The organism is Micromonospora sp. ALFpr18c (assembly GCF_008868155.1).
GTDB lineage: Bacteria > Actinomycetota > Actinomycetes > Mycobacteriales > Micromonosporaceae > Micromonospora.
Genome location: NZ_WBKR01000110.1, coordinates 1 through 21,541, shown reverse-complemented (window position 1 = coordinate 21,541; position 21,541 = coordinate 1). Strand labels below are relative to the sequence as shown.

At 69.8% G+C, this 21,541-nt stretch carries 22 protein-coding genes and 1 tRNA gene; 10 read left to right on the top strand and 13 right to left on the bottom strand.

Translation table 11 applies throughout. The features are described from left to right. Nucleotides 1-789 (top strand): hypothetical protein (locus tag F8271_RS19415; RefSeq protein WP_370461932.1); only part of this gene is annotated, 789 nt, incomplete at its 5' end. A gap of 9 nt (nt 790-798) precedes the next feature. Here the strand turns inward: F8271_RS19415 and F8271_RS19410 are convergent. The 3 genes from F8271_RS19410 to rsmI form a co-directional block, all read right to left on the bottom strand. Further along, nucleotides 799-2,103 carry a hypothetical protein gene (locus F8271_RS19410; protein ID WP_151491183.1) on the bottom strand — a complete coding sequence of 435 codons (1,305 nt, stop codon included), beginning with the start codon at nt 2,101-2,103 and terminating at the stop codon, nt 799-801. Between the two features lie 313 nt (nt 2,104-2,416). After that, nucleotides 2,417-2,629, bottom strand: a complete 213-nt coding sequence (locus F8271_RS33265; RefSeq protein WP_225854624.1) for a hypothetical protein — start codon at nt 2,627-2,629, stop codon at nt 2,417-2,419. Nucleotides 2,630-3,563: 934 nt separating this feature from the next. After that, nucleotides 3,564-4,403 (bottom strand): 16S rRNA (cytidine(1402)-2'-O)-methyltransferase, encoded by an 840-nt coding sequence (gene rsmI / locus F8271_RS19395; RefSeq protein WP_370461933.1) that lies wholly within the window; start codon nt 4,401-4,403, stop codon nt 3,564-3,566. A 141-nt stretch (nt 4,404-4,544) separates the two neighbouring features. Here rsmI and F8271_RS19390 point away from each other — a divergent pair, with 141 nt between their 5' ends. The 3 genes from F8271_RS19390 to F8271_RS19380 all read left to right on the top strand — a co-directional run bounded on the left by F8271_RS19390 (nt 4,545) and on the right by F8271_RS19380 (nt 8,629). Then, complete coding sequence (locus F8271_RS19390) at nt 4,545-6,206, top strand: dolichyl-phosphate-mannose--protein mannosyltransferase (protein ID WP_225854625.1); 1,662 nt, start codon at nt 4,545-4,547, stop codon at nt 6,204-6,206. Between the two features lie 354 nt (nt 6,207-6,560). Further along, nucleotides 6,561-7,847 carry a VWA domain-containing protein gene (locus F8271_RS19385; protein WP_151491180.1) on the top strand — a complete coding sequence of 429 codons (1,287 nt, stop codon included), beginning with the start codon at nt 6,561-6,563 and terminating at the stop codon, nt 7,845-7,847. Continuing rightward, entirely contained in the window at nt 7,847-8,629 is a 783-nt protein-coding gene (locus F8271_RS19380; RefSeq protein WP_151491179.1) for a peptidase, read from the top strand. The genes F8271_RS19385 and F8271_RS19380 overlap by 1 nt, the downstream gene beginning before the upstream one ends. Before the next feature lie 52 nt (nt 8,630-8,681). Here the strand turns inward: F8271_RS19380 and F8271_RS19375 are convergent, their stop codons facing one another. Then, complete coding sequence (locus tag F8271_RS19375) at nt 8,682-8,951, bottom strand: hypothetical protein (RefSeq protein WP_151491178.1); 270 nt, start codon at nt 8,949-8,951, stop codon at nt 8,682-8,684. A gap of 184 nt (nt 8,952-9,135) precedes the next feature. Between F8271_RS19375 and F8271_RS19370 the strand changes: the two genes are divergently transcribed. Together F8271_RS19370 and F8271_RS19365 are read left to right on the top strand one after the other, a co-directional pair. Further along, the gene (locus F8271_RS19370) at nt 9,136-9,792 is read left to right on the top strand and encodes a 4'-phosphopantetheinyl transferase (protein ID WP_151491177.1); all 657 of its coding nucleotides are present in this window, start codon (nt 9,136-9,138) and stop codon (nt 9,790-9,792) included. A 131-nt stretch (nt 9,793-9,923) separates the two neighbouring features. Further along, a complete protein-coding gene (locus F8271_RS19365) occupies nt 9,924-10,826 on the top strand; it encodes a DUF4352 domain-containing protein (RefSeq protein WP_151491176.1) in 903 nt (300 codons plus the stop codon). A gap of 56 nt (nt 10,827-10,882) precedes the next feature. Here the strand turns inward: F8271_RS19365 and F8271_RS19360 are convergent, their stop codons facing one another. After that, the gene (locus tag F8271_RS19360) at nt 10,883-11,890 is read right to left on the bottom strand and encodes a hypothetical protein (protein ID WP_151491175.1); all 1,008 of its coding nucleotides are present in this window, start codon (nt 11,888-11,890) and stop codon (nt 10,883-10,885) included. 275 nt (nt 11,891-12,165) lie between these two features. Here F8271_RS19360 and F8271_RS19355 point away from each other — a divergent pair, with 275 nt between their 5' ends. Next, entirely contained in the window at nt 12,166-13,101 is a 936-nt protein-coding gene (locus tag F8271_RS19355; protein ID WP_151491174.1) for a hypothetical protein, read from the top strand. 12 nt (nt 13,102-13,113) lie between these two features. Here F8271_RS19355 and F8271_RS19350 read toward each other — a convergent pair whose 3' ends face one another. Then, nucleotides 13,114-14,199 carry a Gfo/Idh/MocA family protein gene (locus F8271_RS19350; protein ID WP_151491173.1) on the bottom strand — a complete coding sequence of 362 codons (1,086 nt, stop codon included), beginning with the start codon at nt 14,197-14,199 and terminating at the stop codon, nt 13,114-13,116. A gap of 70 nt (nt 14,200-14,269) precedes the next feature. Beyond that, entirely contained in the window at nt 14,270-15,163 is an 894-nt protein-coding gene (locus F8271_RS19345) for an IS982 family transposase (protein WP_151491172.1), read from the bottom strand. A gap of 78 nt (nt 15,164-15,241) precedes the next feature. Here F8271_RS19345 and F8271_RS19340 point away from each other — a divergent pair, with 78 nt between their 5' ends. Then, complete coding sequence (locus F8271_RS19340; protein ID WP_151491171.1) at nt 15,242-15,976, top strand: hypothetical protein; 735 nt, start codon at nt 15,242-15,244, stop codon at nt 15,974-15,976. A gap of 13 nt (nt 15,977-15,989) precedes the next feature. Here the strand turns inward: F8271_RS19340 and F8271_RS19335 are convergent, their stop codons facing one another. From F8271_RS19335 to F8271_RS19330, 3 genes are all read right to left on the bottom strand, one after another. Beyond that, complete coding sequence (locus tag F8271_RS19335; protein WP_151491170.1) at nt 15,990-16,475, bottom strand: lantibiotic dehydratase; 486 nt, start codon at nt 16,473-16,475, stop codon at nt 15,990-15,992. 61 nt (nt 16,476-16,536) lie between these two features. Further along, nucleotides 16,537-16,668, bottom strand: a complete 132-nt coding sequence (locus F8271_RS33865; RefSeq protein ID WP_255473710.1) for a hypothetical protein — start codon at nt 16,666-16,668, stop codon at nt 16,537-16,539. A gap of 129 nt (nt 16,669-16,797) precedes the next feature. Beyond that, nucleotides 16,798-17,253 (bottom strand): hypothetical protein, encoded by a 456-nt coding sequence (locus F8271_RS19330; RefSeq protein WP_151491169.1) that lies wholly within the window; start codon nt 17,251-17,253, stop codon nt 16,798-16,800. Between the two features lie 274 nt (nt 17,254-17,527). Between F8271_RS19330 and F8271_RS19325 the strand changes: the two genes are divergently transcribed. Continuing rightward, nucleotides 17,528-18,370 (top strand): VOC family protein, encoded by an 843-nt coding sequence (locus F8271_RS19325; RefSeq protein WP_225854623.1) that lies wholly within the window; start codon nt 17,528-17,530, stop codon nt 18,368-18,370. A 291-nt stretch (nt 18,371-18,661) separates the two neighbouring features. Here the strand turns inward: F8271_RS19325 and F8271_RS19320 are convergent, their stop codons facing one another. Then, nucleotides 18,662-19,033: a winged helix-turn-helix domain-containing protein gene (locus tag F8271_RS19320; protein ID WP_151491168.1), complete on the bottom strand. Its 372-nt coding sequence runs from the start codon at nt 19,031-19,033 to the stop codon at nt 18,662-18,664. A gap of 191 nt (nt 19,034-19,224) precedes the next feature. Here F8271_RS19320 and F8271_RS19315 point away from each other — a divergent pair, with 191 nt between their 5' ends. After that, entirely contained in the window at nt 19,225-19,494 is a 270-nt protein-coding gene (locus F8271_RS19315) for a hypothetical protein (protein ID WP_151491167.1), read from the top strand. Nucleotides 19,495-19,859: 365 nt separating this feature from the next. Here the strand turns inward: F8271_RS19315 and F8271_RS19310 are convergent, their stop codons facing one another. Both F8271_RS19310 and F8271_RS19305 read right to left on the bottom strand, forming a co-directional pair. After that, a complete protein-coding gene (locus F8271_RS19310; protein ID WP_151491166.1) occupies nt 19,860-20,471 on the bottom strand; it encodes a hypothetical protein in 612 nt (203 codons plus the stop codon). A gap of 739 nt (nt 20,472-21,210) precedes the next feature. Further along, nucleotides 21,211-21,284: transfer RNA gene (locus F8271_RS19305), tRNA-Ala, on the bottom strand. Between the last annotated feature and the right edge of the window lie 257 nt (nt 21,285-21,541).

Here is a 21,541-nt window from a genome sequence, read left to right as displayed (position 1 = left end):
GGCCCGGCGGCCGGCTCGGGGCCGACCGGGCATGATCCGGTGGAGGTCGTCGAGGTGGAGCCGACGACGGGGGCGCCGGTGGACGCGGTGCCCCGCCGGGTGCCGGTCCGGCAGCAGAGCCGGTGGCACCGGGGGTCCCGCCCCTCCGACGGCGACGCGCCGACCGACGACAGCGCCTTCTGGGCACCGATCGAGCAGGTGCACTGGGACGGCACCCCGGTCCGGGAGGACGCCGCGCCGGAGCGGGAGCGCGGTTCCGGGCCGGCGGGACGCCGCTCGCCGGCGCGTACCCCCCGACCGCCGGACCCGCTGCCCGGGCTGACCGTGCTGGTGCTGCTCAGTCTGGTGGTGGCCTTCTTCGCCTGGGTGAGCGCCGGCCCGTTCTGGCTCGCGGTCGGACACGCCCGCGTCGGCACGGTGCTGATCGACGACTGCACCGGCGGCGGGCTCACCCAGCGGTGCCGGGGGATCTTCACGGCCGACGACGGGCGGTTCCTGGCACACGGGGTACGGGTCAGCGGCGTACCGGACGGACGGGACGCACCCGGAACCTCGCTGCCGGCGCGGATGACCGGCCCGGACGGCGGCACCGCGTACGCCGACACCGGCGTCGGCCGGCACCTGCGCTGGCTGCCCGGCCTGCTGATGGTCATCGGCTGCGCCGCCGGCATCGCCCGATGGACCGGGTCGACCCGACTACCGGGGCGGCGACACCGTCGCTGGGCGGTGGCCGCCGCCCTCGCCGGCCCGGCGCTGATCACCCTCGGCTTCCTCGCCGCCGCCTGGTGAGCCGCCGACTCAGCGTGCTGCGGCTCGGACCGGCGAGTTTCCGTGATCGTGAGTGACCCGTGCAGGTCTCTGGTCAGAGCCCCGCGGCGGGCCGGCCGTGGGACGGCGGCCGGTGAGTGTCGCCGCTGCCGCGATGTCTCCGGCTTGTTGCGGCACAGGGGTGGAGATCCAGTTCTGCGGCCTGCCCCACGGGTGGTTCTCCCACTTGTGGGCTTCACCGACCGCCTTGGTGAGCAGGGCCAACCCCTGAATGGTGAAGCCGGCGATGCGCGCGGCGCGGTTGTCGGTGGCCGTGCCCGCGGCAATGACGCCAGCGCCCACCATCCCGAAGAAGCCACCCAGGATCTTCGGAATGTTGATCTTGTCGAGCTTGATTCCCTGGGTGAATCCGTCCGCGAAGAAACCCTTGCCGACCTCGCTGAAAAATTCACCCGCCGCAGTTGATCCGGCCATACCGGCCGAGGCCGCGGCGAAGGGAATGGGTGATCCCACGCCGGTTTCCGCCAGCTGCCTCTGCAGCTCCACGGCCCGCTTCTGCAGGATCGGGGCGGCGACGGCGAAGAAGGCGCCAGCGGCCTTCGCGTAGTCGCCGTCCGGGATCAGTTTCCAGCCGTTCTCCGACTTCCACCACTCGCCGACCCCCTTGAGGCCGAGGCCGGCGGACTGCGTGATCAAACCGCCCGCGCGTACGACATGCATGGCCTTTTGTGCGCCTACGGCGTTGGCGACGATGCCGCCGGCGATGACCACACCTGCGGCGATCTTCGGCACGTTGACCTCGTACCTGCTCGCGGCACGGCCCCACTTCCAGATCTCGTTGATCGCGTCCCCGACTGCCGTCGCGCTTGCCATGCCCACGGCACCGGCGACCGCGTCCCGGTCCTGACCAGCCGTCGACAGCAACGGCCCGGCAGTCGCGAGGGCGGCGAAAACGGCCTTCGGGACGTCACCAGCCCTGCTCCGCGCCGCTGGTACCGGCTGACGGACTTGATTCCGCTCGAGGTCATCCGCAGCGCCGCCCTGGCGCCACGCGTGCGGGGCCTCAAGGGGTTGAAGCGCCTCGGTGGCGACGGCTGACCTCGAATCGGTGGCCTGCTCCGGCGCCCGGGTCGGTACCGGGGTGGGCGTCCGCGGCGTGGCGGGAGCCGGCGGCAGGCTCACCAGCTTCGCGGGACCAGACGTGACGGCCGCAAGCTGGTGGACCATCTCGGAAGGGAACGGGGTCAGTGGTCGCGGCGGCTCCGGGGTGGACTCCCGTGACGACATGACTGCGGCAGACGCAGCGATTCCTTGGCCGTTGTTCTCGCCGATCATCCACCACACGCTAGGTACCCGGGATAAACACCCTTCGGCCTCCTGATGAACAGATCGAGACCCAGAATTCACCGCAGGATACTCGCGTCTTTCCGGACGGCCCCAGTGCCGCCGGGCTTTGCACCATCACCCAGGACCCAACGCCGTTCAGTTAGGGCGGCGGCTGGTTCGTCAAGGTTCGTCGGTGATGACGTCAATGTTGGTGGGGGCCTGTAAGTGCGACGGTCGATGTTCGGTCTGCGGGCCTGGTACGTGGAGTTCGAGCGTTTGATCATGCGGGTTCTCGTCCGGACGCGGCGTTCCGGTAGCAGGTTCACCAGGACCTGTTCGCCGATGACGCCGACCAGGTCGAGGACGGTGTGTCCGTCCACAGGTCGGTGTCCGCCGCGACCACGCGGATCGCTCGCTTGAGCAGCGGCACCACCGCACGCAACCGCTTGTTGCAGCCGGACCGCCCGGGCAGGTATGGGAACGCCCTGGGCAGATCCCCCGGGGCGAACCGCAGCCAGCGGGCTTCGGACCGCACGCCGAGCAGAGCCTGAGCCACGGCCAGGGTGAGCCAGTTCCGCGTAGACAGCCATCGACCTTCACCGACGGTGCGGTTAGAAGGGTGTTGGGGCCGGTCGTCACAAAATGGCCCTCAACACCTTCGCCTATCTCCACCACCCAGGGTCGTTAGGACTTACTCGTCCAGGCCTTATCGGCGAGTCGGATTCGAGGCCGAGGCTGACGGGTCACGAGAGACATTCGTCGCCGCCGGTTTGGTGAGTGCCGATCGTGACGAGGTCGAGGGCAGTGCCGTCGACCCGAGCGCTGCCGCTTCGCCTCGGAGCAATCTCGCCGCACTTGCCAGGTGTGCCGCGCTTGCGGCAGCCAAACAGGTCCTTTCCAACTCCGCACTTTCCTCGCGTCTCGCAGCGGTCCTGGCTGCTTCGGCCAGATACCTCTTATCCAACCGCTCCTGAACTGCATTGTTCTCCTGGCGCCAGACTAGAAAATTGGGCTCGTATTCCCTCGGCACGCGCCTCACGGTCGAGTCCTCGGGGTATAACCACTCCTGCCTGAGTGGCAGCAGCTCCCGTAACACCCGCTCACGTTCCGCCTGATCACTTAACGCCTGCCGGCGGCGTGACTCCTGCTGGCGGCGCACCTCCTCCTTGTGTAACAGCACCTGCCGTAACGCCTGTACCGCCTGTTCACGTGACGCCTGTCTACGTAACGCCTGTTCCCTGGGATCCACAGTCAAAGTTCCTTCCTGTCGGGTGATACCACGTACCCGTCCAACGTGAATCCGCTCACGTCTGGTTCAGCAGTTGGCCTGAGAAGCGAACGGCTGGTCCCGGTCGGCACCCGACGCGGTTATTCCCGCACGCCAGCCGGGCCACCAGCCACGCGGCCGGCCTGATCCCGGAGGATCACGCCGGCCGCCGCACGGACCCGCGTCACGCTGGCGACGCGGGTCAGCTGTGCACGATCGTGTAGACGTCGCGGCGGCGCAGCGCGTACTCGGTGGCGACGTCGGTGATGGCGTCCCGGCGCGACCGGCCGGCCGCCTCCCGCTGGGCGACCGCCGCGCGCAGGGTGTCGTCGTCGGGGCGCTCCTGCGGGGTCACCGGCGCACCGGCCACCACCAGCGTGATCTCTCCACGCGGCTCCCCCTCGGCGGCCCAGCGGGCCAGGTCGCCGAGCGGGCGGCGGAGCACCTCCTCGTAGGTCTTGGTGAGCTCCCGGCAGAGCGCGGCGGGCCGGTCGGCGCCGAAGGTGTCGGCCAGGTCGGTGAGCGCCGCGCCGATCCGGTGCGGTGCCTCGAAGAAGACGAGGGTGCGCGCCTCGGCGGCGAGCGCCCGCAGTCGGGTCCGGCGGGCGCCGGGGGTACGAGGCAGGAAACCCTCGAAGCAGAACCGGTCGCAGGGCAGCCCGGAGACGGCCAGGGCGGTGGTCACCGCGCTGGGCCCGGGTGCCACGGTGACCGGCGCGCCGACGTCGAGCGCGGCGCGGACCAGCCGGTAGCCGGGGTCGGAGACGCTGGGCATCCCGCCGTCGGTGACCAGCGCGACCACGTATCCACCGAGGATGACCTCGACCAGCTCGGGGGTGCGGCGCTCCTCGTTGCCCTCGAAGTAGGAGACGATCCGGCCGCCGATGGTGATGTCGAGGTCGCGGGCCAGCCGGGTGAGGCGACGCGTGTCCTCGGCGGCCACCACGTCGGCGCTGGCGAGCACCTCCCGGAACCGGGTCGAGGCGTCGGCGGGGTTGCCGAGCGGGGCGCCGAGCAGGATCAGGCGTCCAGCTTCGGACATTTCACCCACGAATTCGTCTCCTTCATCGACAGCGGATACCGGTATCAGGGACGACGGGCGCCACCGGACACCTTGGCAGCCTACGATCGCCGGGTGACGAGTGCGTCGACAGCGCAGAGCCCGAGCGCCGACCCGGCAAAGATGGTCGAGGTGACGACCGACCACAGCCCCGATGCGGAGCCCACCACACCGCGTGCCGGCGGTGGCGGTGTGGCCGCCGTGGTCCGCAGACGGTTCGCCACCGTCGACGGCCGACTGGACCACTACTCGTGGCTCGCCACCGCCGTGGTGGTGGCCATCGCGGCGATCCTGCGCTTCGTCGGCCTGTCCAGCCCCACGGGCAAGATCTTCGACGAGACGTACTACGCGAAGGACGCCTACGGGCTGATCAGCCGTGGTGTCGAGTGGAACTACAAGGACAACGTCCCGTCGTACGTGGTGCACCCGCCGCTGGGCAAGTGGCTGATCGGCGTCGGCGAGTGGGCCTTCGGCTACCAGGACGCCGATTCACGGGTCACCGTCCCCGGGCACCTGTTCACCACCGCGCCGGAGTTCGGCTGGCGGTTCTCGGCCGCCGTGATCGGCACGCTGTCGGTGCTGCTGCTCGTCCGCATCGGCCGGCGGATGTTCCGTTCGACGGTGCTGGGCTGCGCGGCCGGCCTGCTGCTCGCCCTGGACGGCTTCCACCTGGTGCTGTCCCGCGCGGCGCTGCTCGACATCTTCCTGCTCTTCTTCGTGCTGGCCGCCTTCGGTGCTCTGGTGCTCGACCGGGACGCCCGGCGTCGGCGCTGGGCGCGGGCACTGGACGACGGGCTCGACCCGAGCCGGCCGGGCCGCGCCGGCCGGCCACCGGGCGGCTGGCGCACCTGGCCGTGGTGGCGGCTGGCGGCCGGGGTGCTACTCGGCTGCGCCTGCGCGGTGAAGTGGAGCGGTCTGTACTTCGTGCCGGCCTTCGCGCTGCTGGTGATCCTCTGGGAGGTCGGCGTCCGCCGTTCGGCGGGGGTCCGCCGGCCCTGGCGGGACACCCTGCTCGACGAGCTGCCTTGGCTGGTGCTGGCCGGCGTGGTCATGGTGGGCACCTATCTGGCCACCTGGTCGGGCTGGCTGCTCAGCGACGACGGCTACTACCGGCTCGCGTCGTCCTACCCGAACGCCCCGCTCAGCGACGCCCCAGTGGTCGGTCCGCTGATCAACCTGTTCGAGTACCACCGGGCGGCGTACGGCTTCCACGCCCAACTCGACGACGCGCACAAGTATCAGTCGTGGCCGTGGCAGTGGCTGCTGCTGGGTCGCCCGGTGGCGTTCCACTGGTCCGGTGACGGCGCCTGCGGCGCGCCGAGCTGCGCCTCCGAGATCCTGCTGCTCGGCACACCGCTGCTGTGGTGGTCGTTCCTGCCCGCGCTGGTGGCGCTGGTCTGGCTGGGCGTGGCCCGCCGGGACTGGCGGGCCGGCGCGATCCTGCTCAGCGTGGCGGCGGGGCTGCTGCCCTGGTTCTGGTTCGCCCTCGACGGCCGGACGATGTTCTCGTTCTACACCGCGCCGGCGCTGCCGTTCCTGGTGCTCGCCGTGGTGTACGTGCTGGGTGCGCTGATCGCCCCGGCCGGTGGTGAGGTCGGTGAGGTGGCTCCGCTCGTGCCGGGCGACCCGGGTTACGAACGCCGGCTGGTCGGCAGCATCGCGGCCGGGGCGTACGTGCTGCTGGTGGCGCTGTGCTTCGCGTACTTCTATCCGATCTTCGTCGGCAAACTCATCCCGTACTCGGACTGGCTGGCCCGGATGTGGCTGGACGGTCGCTGGATATAAGCATCGGCAGGCGACGCGCCGCTCAGCGCGACAGAAACGGGCCCACACGCTCTGGAGCGTGTGGGCCCGTTGCACAAAGACGCGCGCCCCGATCGCCTGCCACGGGGGAAGCGGGCGATTGGGGCGCGCATGAAGAGCTTAACCACGGCGCACCACCGGCACAACGGGTCAACTTGGGTCAGATTTCCGACGGATGGCGCCCGGACCGTTAGTTGTCTTTCGGCAGTTGACCGAGGGTGAGCCACCGTGGACCCAGAGCGCGGGACGCGCCGGTCCGCGCCCTGATCGGGGCACTGGTCTCGAACCCCGCCACCCCAGTGATCATCCAAAGTGGATCTCACTACACTGCGGGCCGTGATCAACTTCAGACGATCGACGGCCGTCCTCCTCGGACTGCTGGCGACCACCGCGCTGAGCGGGCCGGCCCCGGCGGCGGCCGACGACGAGGAGCCGGTGGCCGAGCCGCCCCGGGTCGAACTGGTGCTCGACGTCAGCGGCTCGATGCGGGCCGCCGACATCGACGGGCGCAGCCGGATCTCGGTCGCGCAGCAGGCGTTCAACGAGGTGGTCGACGCACTGCCGGAGGAAACCCAGCTCGGCATCCGGGTGCTCGGCGCGACCTACCGGGGCAAGGACAAGAAGGTCGGCTGCCAGGACACACAACAGATCGTGCCGGTCGGCCCGGTCGACCGGTCCGCGGCCAAGGCGGCGGTCGCGACACTGCGGCCGACCGGGTTCACACCGGTCGGGCTCGCACTGCGGTCCGCCGCGGAGGACCTGGGCACCGGCGCCACCACCCGCCGGATCGTGCTGATCACCGACGGGGAGGACACCTGCGCCCCACCGGACCCGTGCGAGGTGGCCCGGGAGCTGGCCGCCAAGGGCACCAGCCTGGTGGTCGACACGCTCGGCCTGGCGCCCGACGAGAAGGTCCGCCGGCAGCTGCTGTGCATCGCCGGCGCGACCGGCGGCACCTACACGGCCGCGCAGAGCGCCGAGGAGCTGACCGACCGGATCAAACAGCTCGTTGAGCGTGCCGGCGACACGCACACCCGCGCGCCGACCGTCGTCGGCGGTGCGAACGCCTGCGACTCGGCGCCGCTGCTCGCACCCGGCGTGTACGCCGACCGGGAGGCGTTCTCCGAGCACCGCTGGTACCGGGTGCCGGTACGCCCCGGACAGGAGCTGCGCGCGTCGGTGAGCATGGCGCTGGACCGGCCGGTGAACCGGGACTACGGCGTGCTGCTGCGGGCCACCGCCACAGACGGTCGGGAACTGGTCCGTGGCGCGGACGCCGGCAGCGGACGGGCCGACGTGCTCTCCGCCGGGCTGCGCTGGTCGGCCACCGCCGACGACGAGGACGCCGACGAGGCCGAGCAGACCTCGGCGCCGGTCGTGGAGCCCACCACCATGTGCCTGGTGGTGAGCAACTCGTTCGCCGCGCGTCCCGGCACCGCCGCGACCCCGGGCATGCCGGTGGAGCTGACCATCGACGTGGTCGCCGCCGCACCCGCACCGAACGGGCCGGACCTCGGCCGGGGCTGGGTGCTGCTCGCCCTGCTCACCGTGGCCGGACTGCTCACCGGCCTGCTTGCCGGCCTGCTCACCCGCTGGTGGGTCGCCACCTGGAGGGAGAACTGATGCGTACCGCACTGCTCCGGACGCTGGCCGCGCTGTTCGCCGCCGGTGGGTCCGCACTGCTGCCCGCGGCGGCCGTCGCCGCACCGACGCCCTCGCCGGGCGCCACGCCGGTGAACCGGGCCGGCACCTCGTTCCTCACCGCCACCCCGATCACCGCCGGGCAGCCGGTACGGGTGGACGCCTCGGTCGGCGACCACCTCTACTGGTCGTTCCCGGCGACGGCCGGCCAGGTGCACGAGATCAACGCCACCGTCACCTTCCCGAAGGCACGCGGCGGCGCCTCCACCTGGACCGTCGACGTGTTCGACGGACTGCGCCGGCGTCAGGCGTGCACCGCCGGGGCGCAGACCCCGACCGTGGACGCGCAGGCGTCGAGCGTGACGCTGGGCTGCACGCTGCGCGAGGTGCGGCCGTGGGCCGAGCCTTGGTCGGGCGACCCGCTGCCCGGCACGTACGTCATCCGGCTCTCCGTGATCGACCTGCCGGAGCCGGACCTGGGCGCGCCGATCGACGTGGACCTGCTGGTCGGCACCGTCGCCGACCGGGGCGCCTCGGCCGACGACGGTGAGTTGGCCGCACCCCTGGTGCCCAACACCAAGGCGGGCACGGTGCTCAACGCCGTACCCCCGGTGGACGCTGAGGCCGACGAGGACAGTGACTGGCCGACGGACTGGCTGCCGGATCTCGGCTCGCGCTGGATCTGGACCGGCGTCGGCGGCGTGCTCGCCGCCGTGGCCGGCGTGGTCGGCTTCGCCCTGACCCGGCGGCCCCGGCGGGTCTGAACCGACCCGCCGCGCCCGGTGGCCCCGCCCGACGGCGGGGCCACCGGCGTGTTCAGACCCGTCGGGAGCCGCGTGGCAGCCAGCCGATGAACCGATCCTGCAGCGACATCACCGGGGCGGCACGCAGATCCTCCGTGGCGGCGGCGAGACACGAGCCCAGATAGACGCTGAGCATCGCCCGGTCGCCGCCGTACTCCGCCAGCAGCCGACCACGCTTCGTCGCGCACGGCCACTCGTCCCCGCAGGAGCCGCAGCTCCAGCCGGGGGTCGTCGGGGCGTGGTCGTCAACCCGTCCCCCCGGCGATCGGGCACCATCGGTCATCGCAGGTCCTCTCCAGACGTATACGGGGCTAGCCAGATGTTGATGGTGGTCCCCCCGGAGCCATCAGGAGAGCGCGACACGTCCCTCCGGTGTTACATCTTTGCGGTAGCTTCTCCCGTCGTGGGAGTCGGAAATTTGACGATCGGCCGGACGCCTCCTTCCTACCCGTCAGTAGGTGGCGACCGTGCGTGACCTTTTGCCGCCGACGGTCGCCGTGGCGGTCGCCGGCCCCGACGACTGGGCCGGGGAACTGCTCGCCGCCGAACAGGCGTGCCTCGGCGAGCAGGCGGTACAGACCCGCCGACGGGACTTCACGGCCGGGCGGGTCTGCGCCCGGCGGGCCATGGCCAGCCTCGGCCTACCGCCGACGGCCGTCCCGGCCGCCGCCGACCGCGCGCCCGTCTGGCCGGCCGGGATGATCGGCAGCATCACCCACACCACCGGCTACTGCGCCGCCGCCGCGGCGCGCCGCACCGACATCCGGTCCGTCGGGATGGACGCCGAGCAACACCGCGAGATCAACGCCGGAGTACGACGACTCGTGCTGCTGCCCGAGGAGGAGGAGACGTGCGCGCGGCTGCCCGCCGGCATCTCCTGGCCGGTCGTGCTGTTCAGTGCCAAGGAGACCGTCTACAAGGTTTGGTACCCGGTCGTCGGCAGCTGGCTGGACTTCCACGACGCCCGGCTGGAGGTGGATCCCGACGCCGGCACGTTCACGGCTCGGATCGCTCCGGCCCGGCTGGACGCGGCCGACGTCGCCGATCCGCCGTCCACGATCAGCGGTCGCTTCGTGGTCGCCGAGGGGCTGATCCGTACCGCGGCCGTCCTTCCGCTGCGCTGACGTTCCCACCGTCCACCCTGGTGGATCCCGCCGGGGGTGGACGCGATCCGGCGCGACGACAGGAGGGTGGGCGACGCACGGTAACGTCGGCGGGTTCCCGAACCGCACGTACCGAGGCGTCAAGGAGTACGGTGACCCACCCCCAGCCCCCCGTCGGGCCGCAGGACCGCCAGCAGCCGAACCCGGAACCGCCGACGCAGCCGAACCCGGCGACACCGCAGCCGCCGGTGTCCGCGCCTCCGGTCCCGGGGTCGCCGGTGACGGCCGTACCGAGCCAGTGGGCGCCGCAGACCGTGCCACCGCCGCCGTACGCCAGCACGGCACCACCCGACCAGGCGTGGCCGCAGCCCCCGTTCTCCGGTGGCGCGTACCCGGCAGCCGGCGGGCCGGGCTATCCGCTCACGATGCCGCCGCCCGTCCAGCCGAAGAGTTCCAAGAGGACCGTCGTGGCCGTCGCGGTCACGGCTGCCGTACTCACCCTGCTCTGCTGCGCCGGCGGCATCGTCGCGGTGGTGATCGGCGCGAACCGGGCCGCGAACGAGGTGACCGACGCGCTGCCCACGCCGGGTGTCACCCGGGGTGTCGGGCGGCCGCCGGCCGCCGCGCCGAAGTCGACCCCACGCTCGGCAAACGGCGACACCCGGAACATGTCCGCCGGCGACACCCTGGTCATCGATGGTGACGACGGCACCGTCGAGATCACCGTGACGAAGTTCAGCACCGCGACCAAGCCCTGCAAGTCGTACGGTCTCAAGCCGGACGAGGGCATGTACGTGATCGCCGACGTGACGGTGACCGTGACCAAGGGCACCGCAGCGACGAACCCGCTCTCCTTCCAGTGGGTCGCCGCGGACGGCACCGAGACGAACGCGATCGGCGGAGCGTTCTCCGGCTGCGGCAAACCGATGCCCGCCGGCAACGACCTGACCGCCGGCACCCGGCAGACCGGCAGCGTCGTGTTCGACGTCCACGACACCTCGGGGGTGCTGGAGTACCAGCACCAGTTCGAGACCGCCGGTTCCTGGAAGCCGTGACCCCAGGCGTGGGGCCGACCCCTGGCGGGCCGGCCCCACGCCGTTGGTGAGTCGGGTCAGCAGCCCGTCCAGCGGACCGGGGTGACCCGGTCGCCGTTGCGGAAGCCCACGATGGTGCCCGTGTCGGAGATCGAACGCGCACCGATGGTCACCCGGTCACCGCCACCCGGCAGGACGCGGGACGTCGCGCCACGAACCACCCGGTCGCCGCCCACGACCACGCCCTTGTTGTTGACGTCCGTCACCCATTCCAGCCGCGGGTCGAGTGCCGTGTAGGAGCCGTCCCGAAGGTCCCACCGCACGTCCACCGGGCCGCCCTCGCCGCCCAGATCCGCCTGGCCGACGGCCCAGTGCCCCGCCGCCGCGACGGCCACCGTCGTGCGGGCACCCGGCGCGCCGAGTGCCTCGATCCGGCCGCCCGGCCGACGGACCCAGGCGGACCAGCTACCCCACTCGCCGGCGTTGCCCACGATGGTGCCGTTCGCGGTGATCGCCACCGGTGCGGCACCGGCCGGGGCGTCGAGCACCTCGACGGTAGCCGGCCGGGCGGCCGGCCAACGCAACGCGAAATACTCCCCGGTCGCGCTGTTCGAGCCGTGACCGACGATGTCGCCGGCCTTGTTGATGGCCGTGACGAAGATGCCGTCGGACGGCACCACCGGCAGCTGCTCGAACCGGCCGTCGCGGTACCTCCACGGCTGGCCGATGCCGTTGACCCAGCCGTTGCCGACGACGACGCCGTACGCGTTGACGTCGACGACGTCGCCGTCGGTCGGCGACTCGACGGTCGTGAGCTGGTCCCGGTCCCAGACCAGCAGCAGTGGCTGGTTGCCGCTGTCACTGACCCGCAGGGCGGAACCGGCGACGAAGCGTCCGGTCGGGTCGACGGCGTTCGCGTCGGCACGGTACGTGTCGGCCGGGTACGGCAGCGGGCTGATCGTGCAGGCGCCGACGGGTCCGGCGGTCGCGGCGGTCGCCGTGCCGGAGACGGCGAGGCCGAGCGAGGTGGCGAGCAGTCCGGCGGCGACGCCACCGAGGATCCTGCGTCGAGCGGTACGAGTCATTTCTACTCCCCGTGTGTGCCCGGATACTCCGGGCGTCGAAGTGGTATCCGATACACACGCCGAGCACGGCCGATGGTTGCCATGGATCGGATGAGAGACACAGTCGACGCGCCGGACCTTCGGTCTGTTATGGACGGCCGGGGTGTCACCGAGGGCGGCGTGGGCGCCCTCCGGGCAGGGCTGATGCCCCGGGGGCCGTTCGGGCGATGCGGCCGACAACGAAGGGGACGAGTATCAGCCATGTCGAACACTGTCAATACCTTTCGGGGGCCCGGATGAACAGGGACCAGGACAACACCGTCGACCGCCGCCGTCTGCTGCGGCGGGCCGGAACCGTCGCCGCCGGGCTGGCCGGCGCCGGCGTGACCGCCGCGGCGACCGCCGCCTCGGCCGAGGCCGACCCGGGCGATCCCGTGCTCCAGGGTGCGGACAACGACGCCGGCAGCGCCACCACGCTCCGCAGTTCCTCCGACACCGCCACCCTGCGGCTGGCGAACGCCAAGGTGACCACCGGCCCCAACGGCAAGGCGCTGACCGCACCCACCCTGCGCCTGGCACCCAACGGGACCGGGCTCTCCGCCCAGGCCGAAATCGGCTCGATCGGCATGGACACCACCGGCACCATCTGGGCGGCCTCCGGCAACTACCGCCACTACGGCTTCGTGGACCGGGTCCACACCAGCGCCAACTCCAACCGGATCGTGCCGGTCATACCGCAACGGGTCCTCGACACCCGCACGCCACAGGGGCGCGTCAACATCCACGATCCCGGCGGCCTGGCCGCCCCGGGCGACCTGGACAGCACGGGCCGACTGCTGGGCGGTCGGACGATCGAGGTCACCCTCGCGGGCTACGTCTTCATCGCCGACGCGGTGTTCGGCAACGTGACGGTCACCGGTTCGGTCGCGGGCAGCTTCCTGCAGATCTTCCCGGCCGGCCTGCCGCGCCCGACGTCGTTCTCGACGATCAATTTCGAGACCAACCAGACCGTGTCGAACGCGTTCATGTCCGGCGTCAACTGGAGCACCGACCGCATCTCCATCTACGCCGCGCGGACCACCCACGTGATCATCGACGTGGTCGCCTTCGTGATCGGGTTCGGCGAGGTCTACCCGCAGATCCTGCTGCCGCATGAGGGATGGACCCCGCAGGCGACGAGTCAGGCGGAGGTGGCACGGCAGCGCCGGCCGAGCTGGGAGCAGGACGACTAGCCGGACGGAGGGCTACCGCGCCCACGACTCCTCGGCGGTGACGACCGGCTGACCGGTGCGTACCGACTCCTCGATGGCGAGGCTGATCAGGTGATCCTGGCAGGCTTCGGCCAGCGGGTAGGGTGCCGGACCCTCCTCCCGCGCCCAGGCGCCGGTACGCGCCATGATGTCGGCCACCGCGAGGTCGTCGTCGGACAATCCACTGCCGACGAACGGATTGCGGTAGACCACCCGGCCGTCGAAGCTGATGTGCTTCAGGTCGAGCCCTTCCAGGTTCAGGTCCAGACCGGTCTGCCGCCGCACCAGGGCGGACTCCACCGGTGTGGTCGGGTCGACCAGACGGACGACCCGGTCGTCCACCAGTTCGCCGAGTGACCCCCGGACCACCAGCCGACGGGTACGCAGCGGATTCCACCACTGGTTGTCGGTGAAGTCGTAGAGCCCCATCCGCCCACCGAAGTCGATCGTCGCGAGGGTGGTGGTGAGCTGCTGCGGGGTGGCGTCACCGCTCCAGCCGTCCGGCGACAACGGGTTGGCCAGCGGCGCGACGAACGCCCGTGCGTTGACCTCGGCGGTGTCGTACCCGACGCCGAGCAGACCACGGATCAGCGATACCGCGTGATACAGGTGCGTCGACGACAGCTGGACGGAGGTCGGCTCGCCGAGCACCCCGGCGCGGATCACCTCCAGGCGGGCCGCATGCCCGGGCATCAGCAGGTACTGCTCGGCCACCTGCACCAGGCCGCTGCCGCCGACGTCGGACCAGAGCGACCGCAGCCCCGCCACATCGGGCGCGGGTGGTGTCTCGGCGAGCACCGGCACGCCGGCCGCGACCAGCTCACGGGTCGCGTCGGGCGTCACCGACCAGGGCACCGACACGATGACGAAGTCCGGCCGCTCGTGGGCGAGAAGGTCGGCCGTCGTACGGAACGTTCGCACACCCCACCGGGCCGTCACGGCGTCACCGCGCGATCCGGTACGCGTGACCACGCCGGTCGCGCGGAACCGCTCCGGCAACAGCCCCGCCAGGCGGAGGAAGAACTCACCCCGCCAGCCACTGCCGACGAGGCCGAACCGGGTCTGGGTGGCGGCTGTCATCCGGGCTCCTCACGTCGAGATCCGGATGCTAGCCGTTTCTCCTCGCTAGACGAGTTGTTCCGAATTCCGGTCAGTGGTCGTAGGCGATCAGTGACCGGGTGACGGGTGCGCTGGTCTTGTTGTTGTGCCAGATCGCGGCGGCCATGGCGAGGAGGCGTTGGGCGACGCGTACGGCGACGCCGGTGAAGGTTCGTCCGCCGTGTTGTTCCAGGTCAAGCTGGTCTTTGAGGGTGTCGTTGACGGATTCGATCAGCTGTCGGACCTTCTTGAGCATCGGTTCGCCGTAGCGGGTCTTCTCCTTCTTGCGCGATGGTCGGAGCAGTTCGATGCCCTGTTCGGCCAGCTGCCGCTCGAACGGCTTGGAGGCGAAGCCTTTGTCACTGATCAGCAGGATCCCGTCGTGTTCGGCCACCACGCCCGCCTCGACCTGCAGCATCGCGGCGAGGACCTCACGCTCGCCGATCTTCGGGTTTGCGAGGGCCCACAGGATCGGCATCCCGGTCGGGGTGCAGACCAGGTACAGCCGCAGGCCCCAGAAGAACCGGGAGTGCGAGGCGCAGTAGCCGTATCCGGCCCAGCCGGCAAGGTCCGAGCGTTGAACCGTGGGGCGGGACATGCCACAGGGGATGGGAGTGGAGTCGACGATCCAGTGGTTGTCGAACCAGAAGTCACTGTCGCGGGCCAAGTCCCGGATCACCTTCTTGATCAAAGGCAGCGCCGCGCGGAGCCGCTTGTTGTACCCGGGGCGCTGCGGCAGGTACGGGAACATGCCGGCCAGGTGGATACGGGCGTAGCGGATCCAGTGTGCCTCCGAGCGGGCGCCGAGCAGGACCTGCGCCACGGCCAGGCACACCAACTCGGAGTCGGTCAGCAGCGGTGGCCGGCCCCGCCACCGGGGCGTACGGATGCTGTCGTCGATCTTCACGTACAGTGCGGTCAAGAGGGTGTCCAGGTCTTGCGTCACAACATGATCATGGACGCCCTCTCTTCATGCCCAGACATCGACCCCTGACTTCGGAACTACTCGTCTAGGGTTACGGCCGTGACCGCCAACCCGTTGCGCGCGGTGCCCGTCGACGTGGCCGCCCGGCAGCCCGAGCTGGACTACTACGTGGTCCTTCCTCGACGCGCGGGCGCTGCGCCGACCGGCCAACCGGAGGGGATCCTCGTCGAGGAGTTCAGCCGCGCGCACGACTTCTCCACCACGGGCCTGAACAGCGCGGGTTGGACACGAGAGGCCGGCTGGTGGAGTTCCGCCGCGCTGAGCCGCAGCGTTCGCACCGACCCGGACACCCTGGCGAGGGTGGTTCCCAGCTCCCGCCACGAGGCCGAGGTCATCTGCCGCATGCTCGGTGGCGGAGACCTGCCGGCCGAATCGGTGCTGCGCACGTACTTCCGGGAGCACCTGGATCTCGCGTCCGCCCCGCCGCTGCGGCTCGGCCCCGCGCAGCCACCGGACGGGTTCCACGAGCGGCGCGTGTACCGCGTTCTGTTCGCCCGACAGTTCGGGGCAGACCAGGTGGCGAGCCTCAGGATGCTCTGGCGCGCGACGGACGTCGGCACCGGGTCGCTCGCCAGCGGGCAACTGGACGAGGGCGGGGACCGATTCACCTGGGATGTGCGCCCGGTCGGTCACGGCCGGGCCTGGTGCCTCGACGTGACCGTCCTGATGAGGTCCAGCGCGGCGCAGGCCGTGGTGAGTTCGACCCTGTCCGACCTGACGAACATCCTGCGGCAGCACGGCTTGGTCCCCGTGACGACCGAACGGTTCGCCTGAGGGCGTCCCCCGCTCAGGACAACAACAGCGCGCCGTCCCAGCTCAGCACCGGGCCGCCCGGGCTCGTACCGCCCAACGCGAGCGCGACCCCCGCCGCGCCATCGAGCAGACCAGCCCAGTCCGCGGGGACCGTTCGCACGGCGAACATGCTCTCCGGCTCGGCGAACGCGTGCAGGTGCTCGCGGAGCCGCGCGGTGAACGGTTCAGCGGCGCGACGGTCTCCGGCGCGGCCCGACATCCGGAGCAGGTACCGGGTCAGTGAATCGGCGGCCCGATCCGCGCGGCGGTCCGGAAGATCCCGACCGTGTGCCACCTTCGCGAACGTCGCGTCCAACGACCGACTCGCGAGCCCGACCGCCTCCGCGAACGGTGCGGCCACCGGATCGGCAACCACGTTCCGCACGTCCACCGGCGCCGCGCGGGTGCCTCGGGCGGCACTGCGGGGCAGCGCCGCCGCCCTGAGCACGAACTGCTCCGTGCAGGTGAAGACGACGTCCATGCGACTCCTGACGGTGGGGCCGGCCGGCCGGACGGCGATTGCCTTCCGTCCGGCCGGGACATCAGCAGATGGCGCAGGTCGTGATCGTCCGGTCGATCGTCGGGTAGGCGACGATGCCGTTCTCCACCGCCGTCTCGATCTCGGCTTCCTCGATCTCGATGTCGAACAGGTCGTCCAGCTTCTCCACCGGCATGATGGGGCTCCCTAACCTCAGGGCGGATCGGTCGTTCCGCCGTTCACCAGATGGTTGGGGAACACACGGATGGTTAGCGGAACAGCAATTCAGTCGGCGGGCGAAGTGCCGCCGCCCGGTCGACGGCCGTCAGGCCGCGCGGATGAGCACCCGGCGCTGCCACCAGGGGCCGGCGGCGGCCAGCAGGACACCGATGAACAGTCCGCCCCAGAGCAGGACGTGCGGGACGCCCAGGGCGCCGGCGAGCGCGGTGCCGCCGATGAGGAGGGCCAGGATCAGCGCCGACCACATCAGGGCCGACGTGTCTGGCTGAATGCGGGGGCGCACCGGTCGGCGGAGCAGGGCACCACCCCACCGGGTGTTACTCGCCATGGCGACGAGCAGCAGCAGGATGGCGATGGTGGTGCCGTAGGTGCGTGTGAATTCCGGATACCGATCGGCGAGAACTCCGAGCGCCGCGATGAGAACCCCGGTCACGATCCAGGCCCACCACGGCCAACCGGCCGCAGCCGCGGTCTGGCCTCGCCGCCGGTGGACGTCCCGCAAGGCCCCTTCTGCCTCTTCGGGCGTGGGCGTGGTGTTCATGAGACAGCTCCTTCACGCGACGGAAAGTACTTGCTCGCATGGAAAGTTAGCACGCGACTCCCGGACCGGCAACCACGCCCACGGGCCCCCAGTGCAGAAAATAATCGGCTTTCAGTTCCCCGTCCGGGGCAACGCCAAACGGGCCTTTTCCAATTCGTTGTCGATTAGCGGGAGCCCGCACCGAATCAAGTGGTAATCCAGTCCGCATACATTCACCGCACTAATCATCGATGGCACAGCGCACCGACCTCAGAGGAGCCTCAAGGTGGAAGAAGTGATCGCGTCCAAAATCTCTCGTCGCAGCCTCTTTGCGGCGGCCGGCGCCGGTGCCGCGCTGTCCGTGGTGACCGGCTGCACGGCGGAGAAGAGCGATGCGGCCCCGGCCGCGTCCAGCACGGCGATGCCGGCAGCCAACCGGGACGGCGCGGCGCTCGGCCTGAGGTTGCAGGGCATCCAGCACTTCGGGGTGACGGTCGACAATATGGAGCGAGCCTTCGAGTTCTACACCGAAGTGCTCGGCGGCACCGAGGTGATGCGCGACGGCGACTTCCAGGGCCAGGTTATCCACGACACGATCCTCACCGATCAGGAGATCATCGCGACCGAGCAGAGGATCGATCCGGCGAAGATCGGTGTGCCGGATCTGGCCAGCGGAAAGCAGCGACTCGACGTGCGGTTCGTCCAATTCGACAACGTGGTGATCGAGCTCCTGCAGTATCGCGACTCGAACCAGCCGCAGGGCACCGGCCGGAGTTTCGCGCCGCCACGCGACCGCATGAGCCCGGCCTACCCGCGCTCCATGCACATCTGCTTCCACATCCGCGACGACGTCGACTTCAACAAGTTCATCGCCGACCTCGAGGCGGAGAGCGCCCGGCGCGGAATGAGCCAGGTCAAGGCAAACCGGGTCATCACCGTACGCACCGAGCAGGCACGCCTCGCCGCACCGGCGACCGCCAACACCAACAAGATCCGCGAGGGCAAGTCAAACGGGTGGGCGCTGATCTACTGCAAGGGCCCGGAGGGTGAGCAGCTCGAGTTCGTCCAGGCACTCGACCCCGTCAAGCAGGTCTTCGCCGACGCGAAGGAACGGCACCTCGCCAAGATGAAGGGCTGACGGCCGGGCGGCCCCGGGCCGAGGCCGGCCCCCGCCGTCGCACCCGGGCGTGGCACACGATCGAAAAGGCCGTTTCCCACTGCGGGAAACGGCCTTTGATCTGGGGTGGAGCTGAGGGGATTTGAACCCCAAACGCCGTGGGCCGGGCAAAGATCATCCGCAATCGGGCAGATCCTGCCCCTGACCAGCATCGGAACCGCCAGCAACTTTCGACGCTTTACACCTGTTTCCGGCCCCAGTTGTACTGGATCTGTACTTGATGATCATGCCAACACCTTCATCTGCATCGATTTATCCGATGATGCGAACCTGACCGGCCTCGTACGTCTCCACTTCCCCGGCAGCCCTGGTAACCACCACTGCGCCGGGGCCGCTGTAGGTCACGGAGTCGCCCGGCCCGATGGTGATGTCTTCGACCTGTCCAACAGCGCGGATGTACGTCGCGCGTGGGTGACCCGGCCTCTGCTCGACCACCACCAGGCCGTCACTCTTCAACGCGGCGATCACGGTTCGGATGGTGGTCCGGCTGACGCCGTAGCCCTGAGACAGATCCGTCTCGCTGGGAAGCCTCGACCCCGCCACGTACTCACCCACCGACACCTTGCGGCGGATGTCGTCGGCAACCTGTCGCCAGATGGCCCGCTCCGGGTTCCACTCGATCACAAATTTGACAGTAGGTGCGGACGTAGACCCCTACGTCTGTACGTACTAATCTACGTAGCGCACGGTGCCGCTTAACCCGCTGCGCTGGTCGTAGAGGACCCGAACTCGCCCCGGTGCGGCGGTACCCCCTGCCCGGCCGGGCTCCTTCGACTCGGCCGGGCAGGGCAACCTTCGAGCGGGAAGGGACCTTCATGCCTATCGAGCAGGAGGGCCGCGCGTGGGTTAGGCCGCAGCCCCGCTCGCCCAAACCCGGCGAGGAACTATGGATTGACCGCGCAGCTTCGGTGCAGTTCCTCAGGCAGCGGTTCCGGTTTCGGGTGATCTCGGTGTGCCCAAAGCCGACCTATCGGGGCTGGGCCTGGGTGACGGGATACCAGCTCGACGACCGGGGCAACGCCGTCAGCAAGCGGGAGATCTTCGTTCAGCTCGCCGGCCTGCACCCCGTGCGGCGATCGACGTAGCACGCTGCACTGCCTCCGCCTGGGACGACAGCGACGGGATGGCTCTCCCTCAACCACCCTCCCACCGCGCCTCCTGGTCGCCCCTGGCCATCGCGGAGCCCGAGGCCCCCGCCGGAGGCACGCAGTCACCAAGAAGGGCCGGACTCCCTGGTCAGGGGTCGGCCCTTCAGGATGCATCGGGTCAATACACGGATAACTTCGCGCTCATCGGCAGGCGTCGGCGCGGACGTGACCACCGCACCACGGGTACGGGTCGACGCTCCAAACCCGCCACCCTCCACCGTCGCGGCGTGCCTGGAACTGCCACGGACGCGGGGTGCCGGCACCACTTTGGCGGACCAACCCCGCAGCCGACCGGCCGATCGTTAGCGCCTTTTTGCGATTGTTGATGGCTGGGTATTCCTAACCGCAGGGCGCTGTCCGGGTGCATTGGTCCTAACGTTAGCCAATGCGACAACCCGCGAAGTGCTGCTGAGCAGCGCCGATGAAGCCACAGTGGCGACGGGTGCCCGGCCTGCCATCGAACTTTCACGAGCCTTCACACTGCGTTCAATCAAATAGGCAATATCCTGCGCTTTCTCGCCGATTTCCTGAGAAGCCGACCAATAATCTTCACCTCCTGTCAGCACGCGCGCAGACACCAGTCGGGATTTGGCGACAAAATGATTGTTAGCCAAATTGCTGCGGTAGCTATCAAACTTATCGAATTTATGGTAACTCGTCAGAGCTTCGTGATAGGCGGTCTGCTCTACGCCTAATTCGTAAAAGGCCTTCGCGATCTCCATGGCCAGGCTCGTAGGTGTGTGCCATCGGCTACCGGACCGCTCGAATTCTGCCTCGGATCTGTTCACCACCTCCTCCGCGATGCGCATCGTATCGAGGGATTGCTTCCTGACATTCTGTGCGATGAAATCTTTTGGTCCGGTAAACCCACGCATTGCAGCACGAATTTGACTGACGAAATCCGACTCGTTCATTGTTCCCTCCAAGACCTGTCACCGCAGGCATCTCTTGGGTCGCTACGGGCACCCACCACGGTCAACGTGAACGGCGGACCGACGGTTCACGCAGGGCATTCGCCAGGTCGAGCTTTGACCGTTTAGCACACTTTGCGGTAGTACAGCGGCCGTCATTTGCTAGCCCGATCGCCAGATAGATTACCCAGCGTTACGACCGTCGGCGTCGCGGTTCCTCCCCCAAGATCATCCGTCGCACGGTCGCCCAGCCACCGAATGACGACCACGACGGCGCGGCAGCATCCCCTGCCAGAGTGAGGAGTCACCGCGAGCCGGCAACCGGGTGACCACGCCTCTCGGCCTTCAAAGCTGAGCCACCGACGCAGCCGGAAACCCGCCCAGCAACCCCGAGCCCGACGCACCCGTCGCGCCCACTGTCGCGCGGGCATCCGATCGAGGGCAGCGCCAGAACCAGGCGTGCTCCCGGCGGCCATCGCCGGCGGCCTGCCGTGCCGCGCAGCCATGTCTACGGCTCTTCACCACCGCGCCGTGTGCGCCGGGGCGTGACCGGCCGCCAGGCCGCACGCGCGCCCCGGCGCACACGGCGGCGGGCCGCAGGCCCGCCCTTGACCAAGTAAAGAAAGTCTGAACACACTACGCTCTAGCCGCTGCACGGATCAACAACGCCAGAAGCTGCAAGTACTGAGGTTGTACTAAACGATCAATGACCAGCGTTTCCGCTGGCCATTGATGGTATGGGTGGAGCTGAGGGGATTTGAACCCCTGACCCCCTCGATGCGAACGAGGTGCGCTACCAGTCTGCGCCACAGCCCCCCGCCGGCGAACCGGCTTCGGTCCCACCCGGCTTACACCGGGCGGGCCGGGAGCAAGGCTAACAGGTCGTCGCCCCGCACCGCGAATCCACCCCCGGCGCGGCGCTGGCCCCCGCCGGAGATCCACTCGCCTTCCTGGAAATCGGGGCATCGAGGGCGCCCGGACACCCCGTTTTCCGGGAAGGCGAGTGGATCAACGCCGCGGGCCACGGGCCGCGCGCCCACAGGCCGCGCACCACGGGCCACGGGGCACGGGGC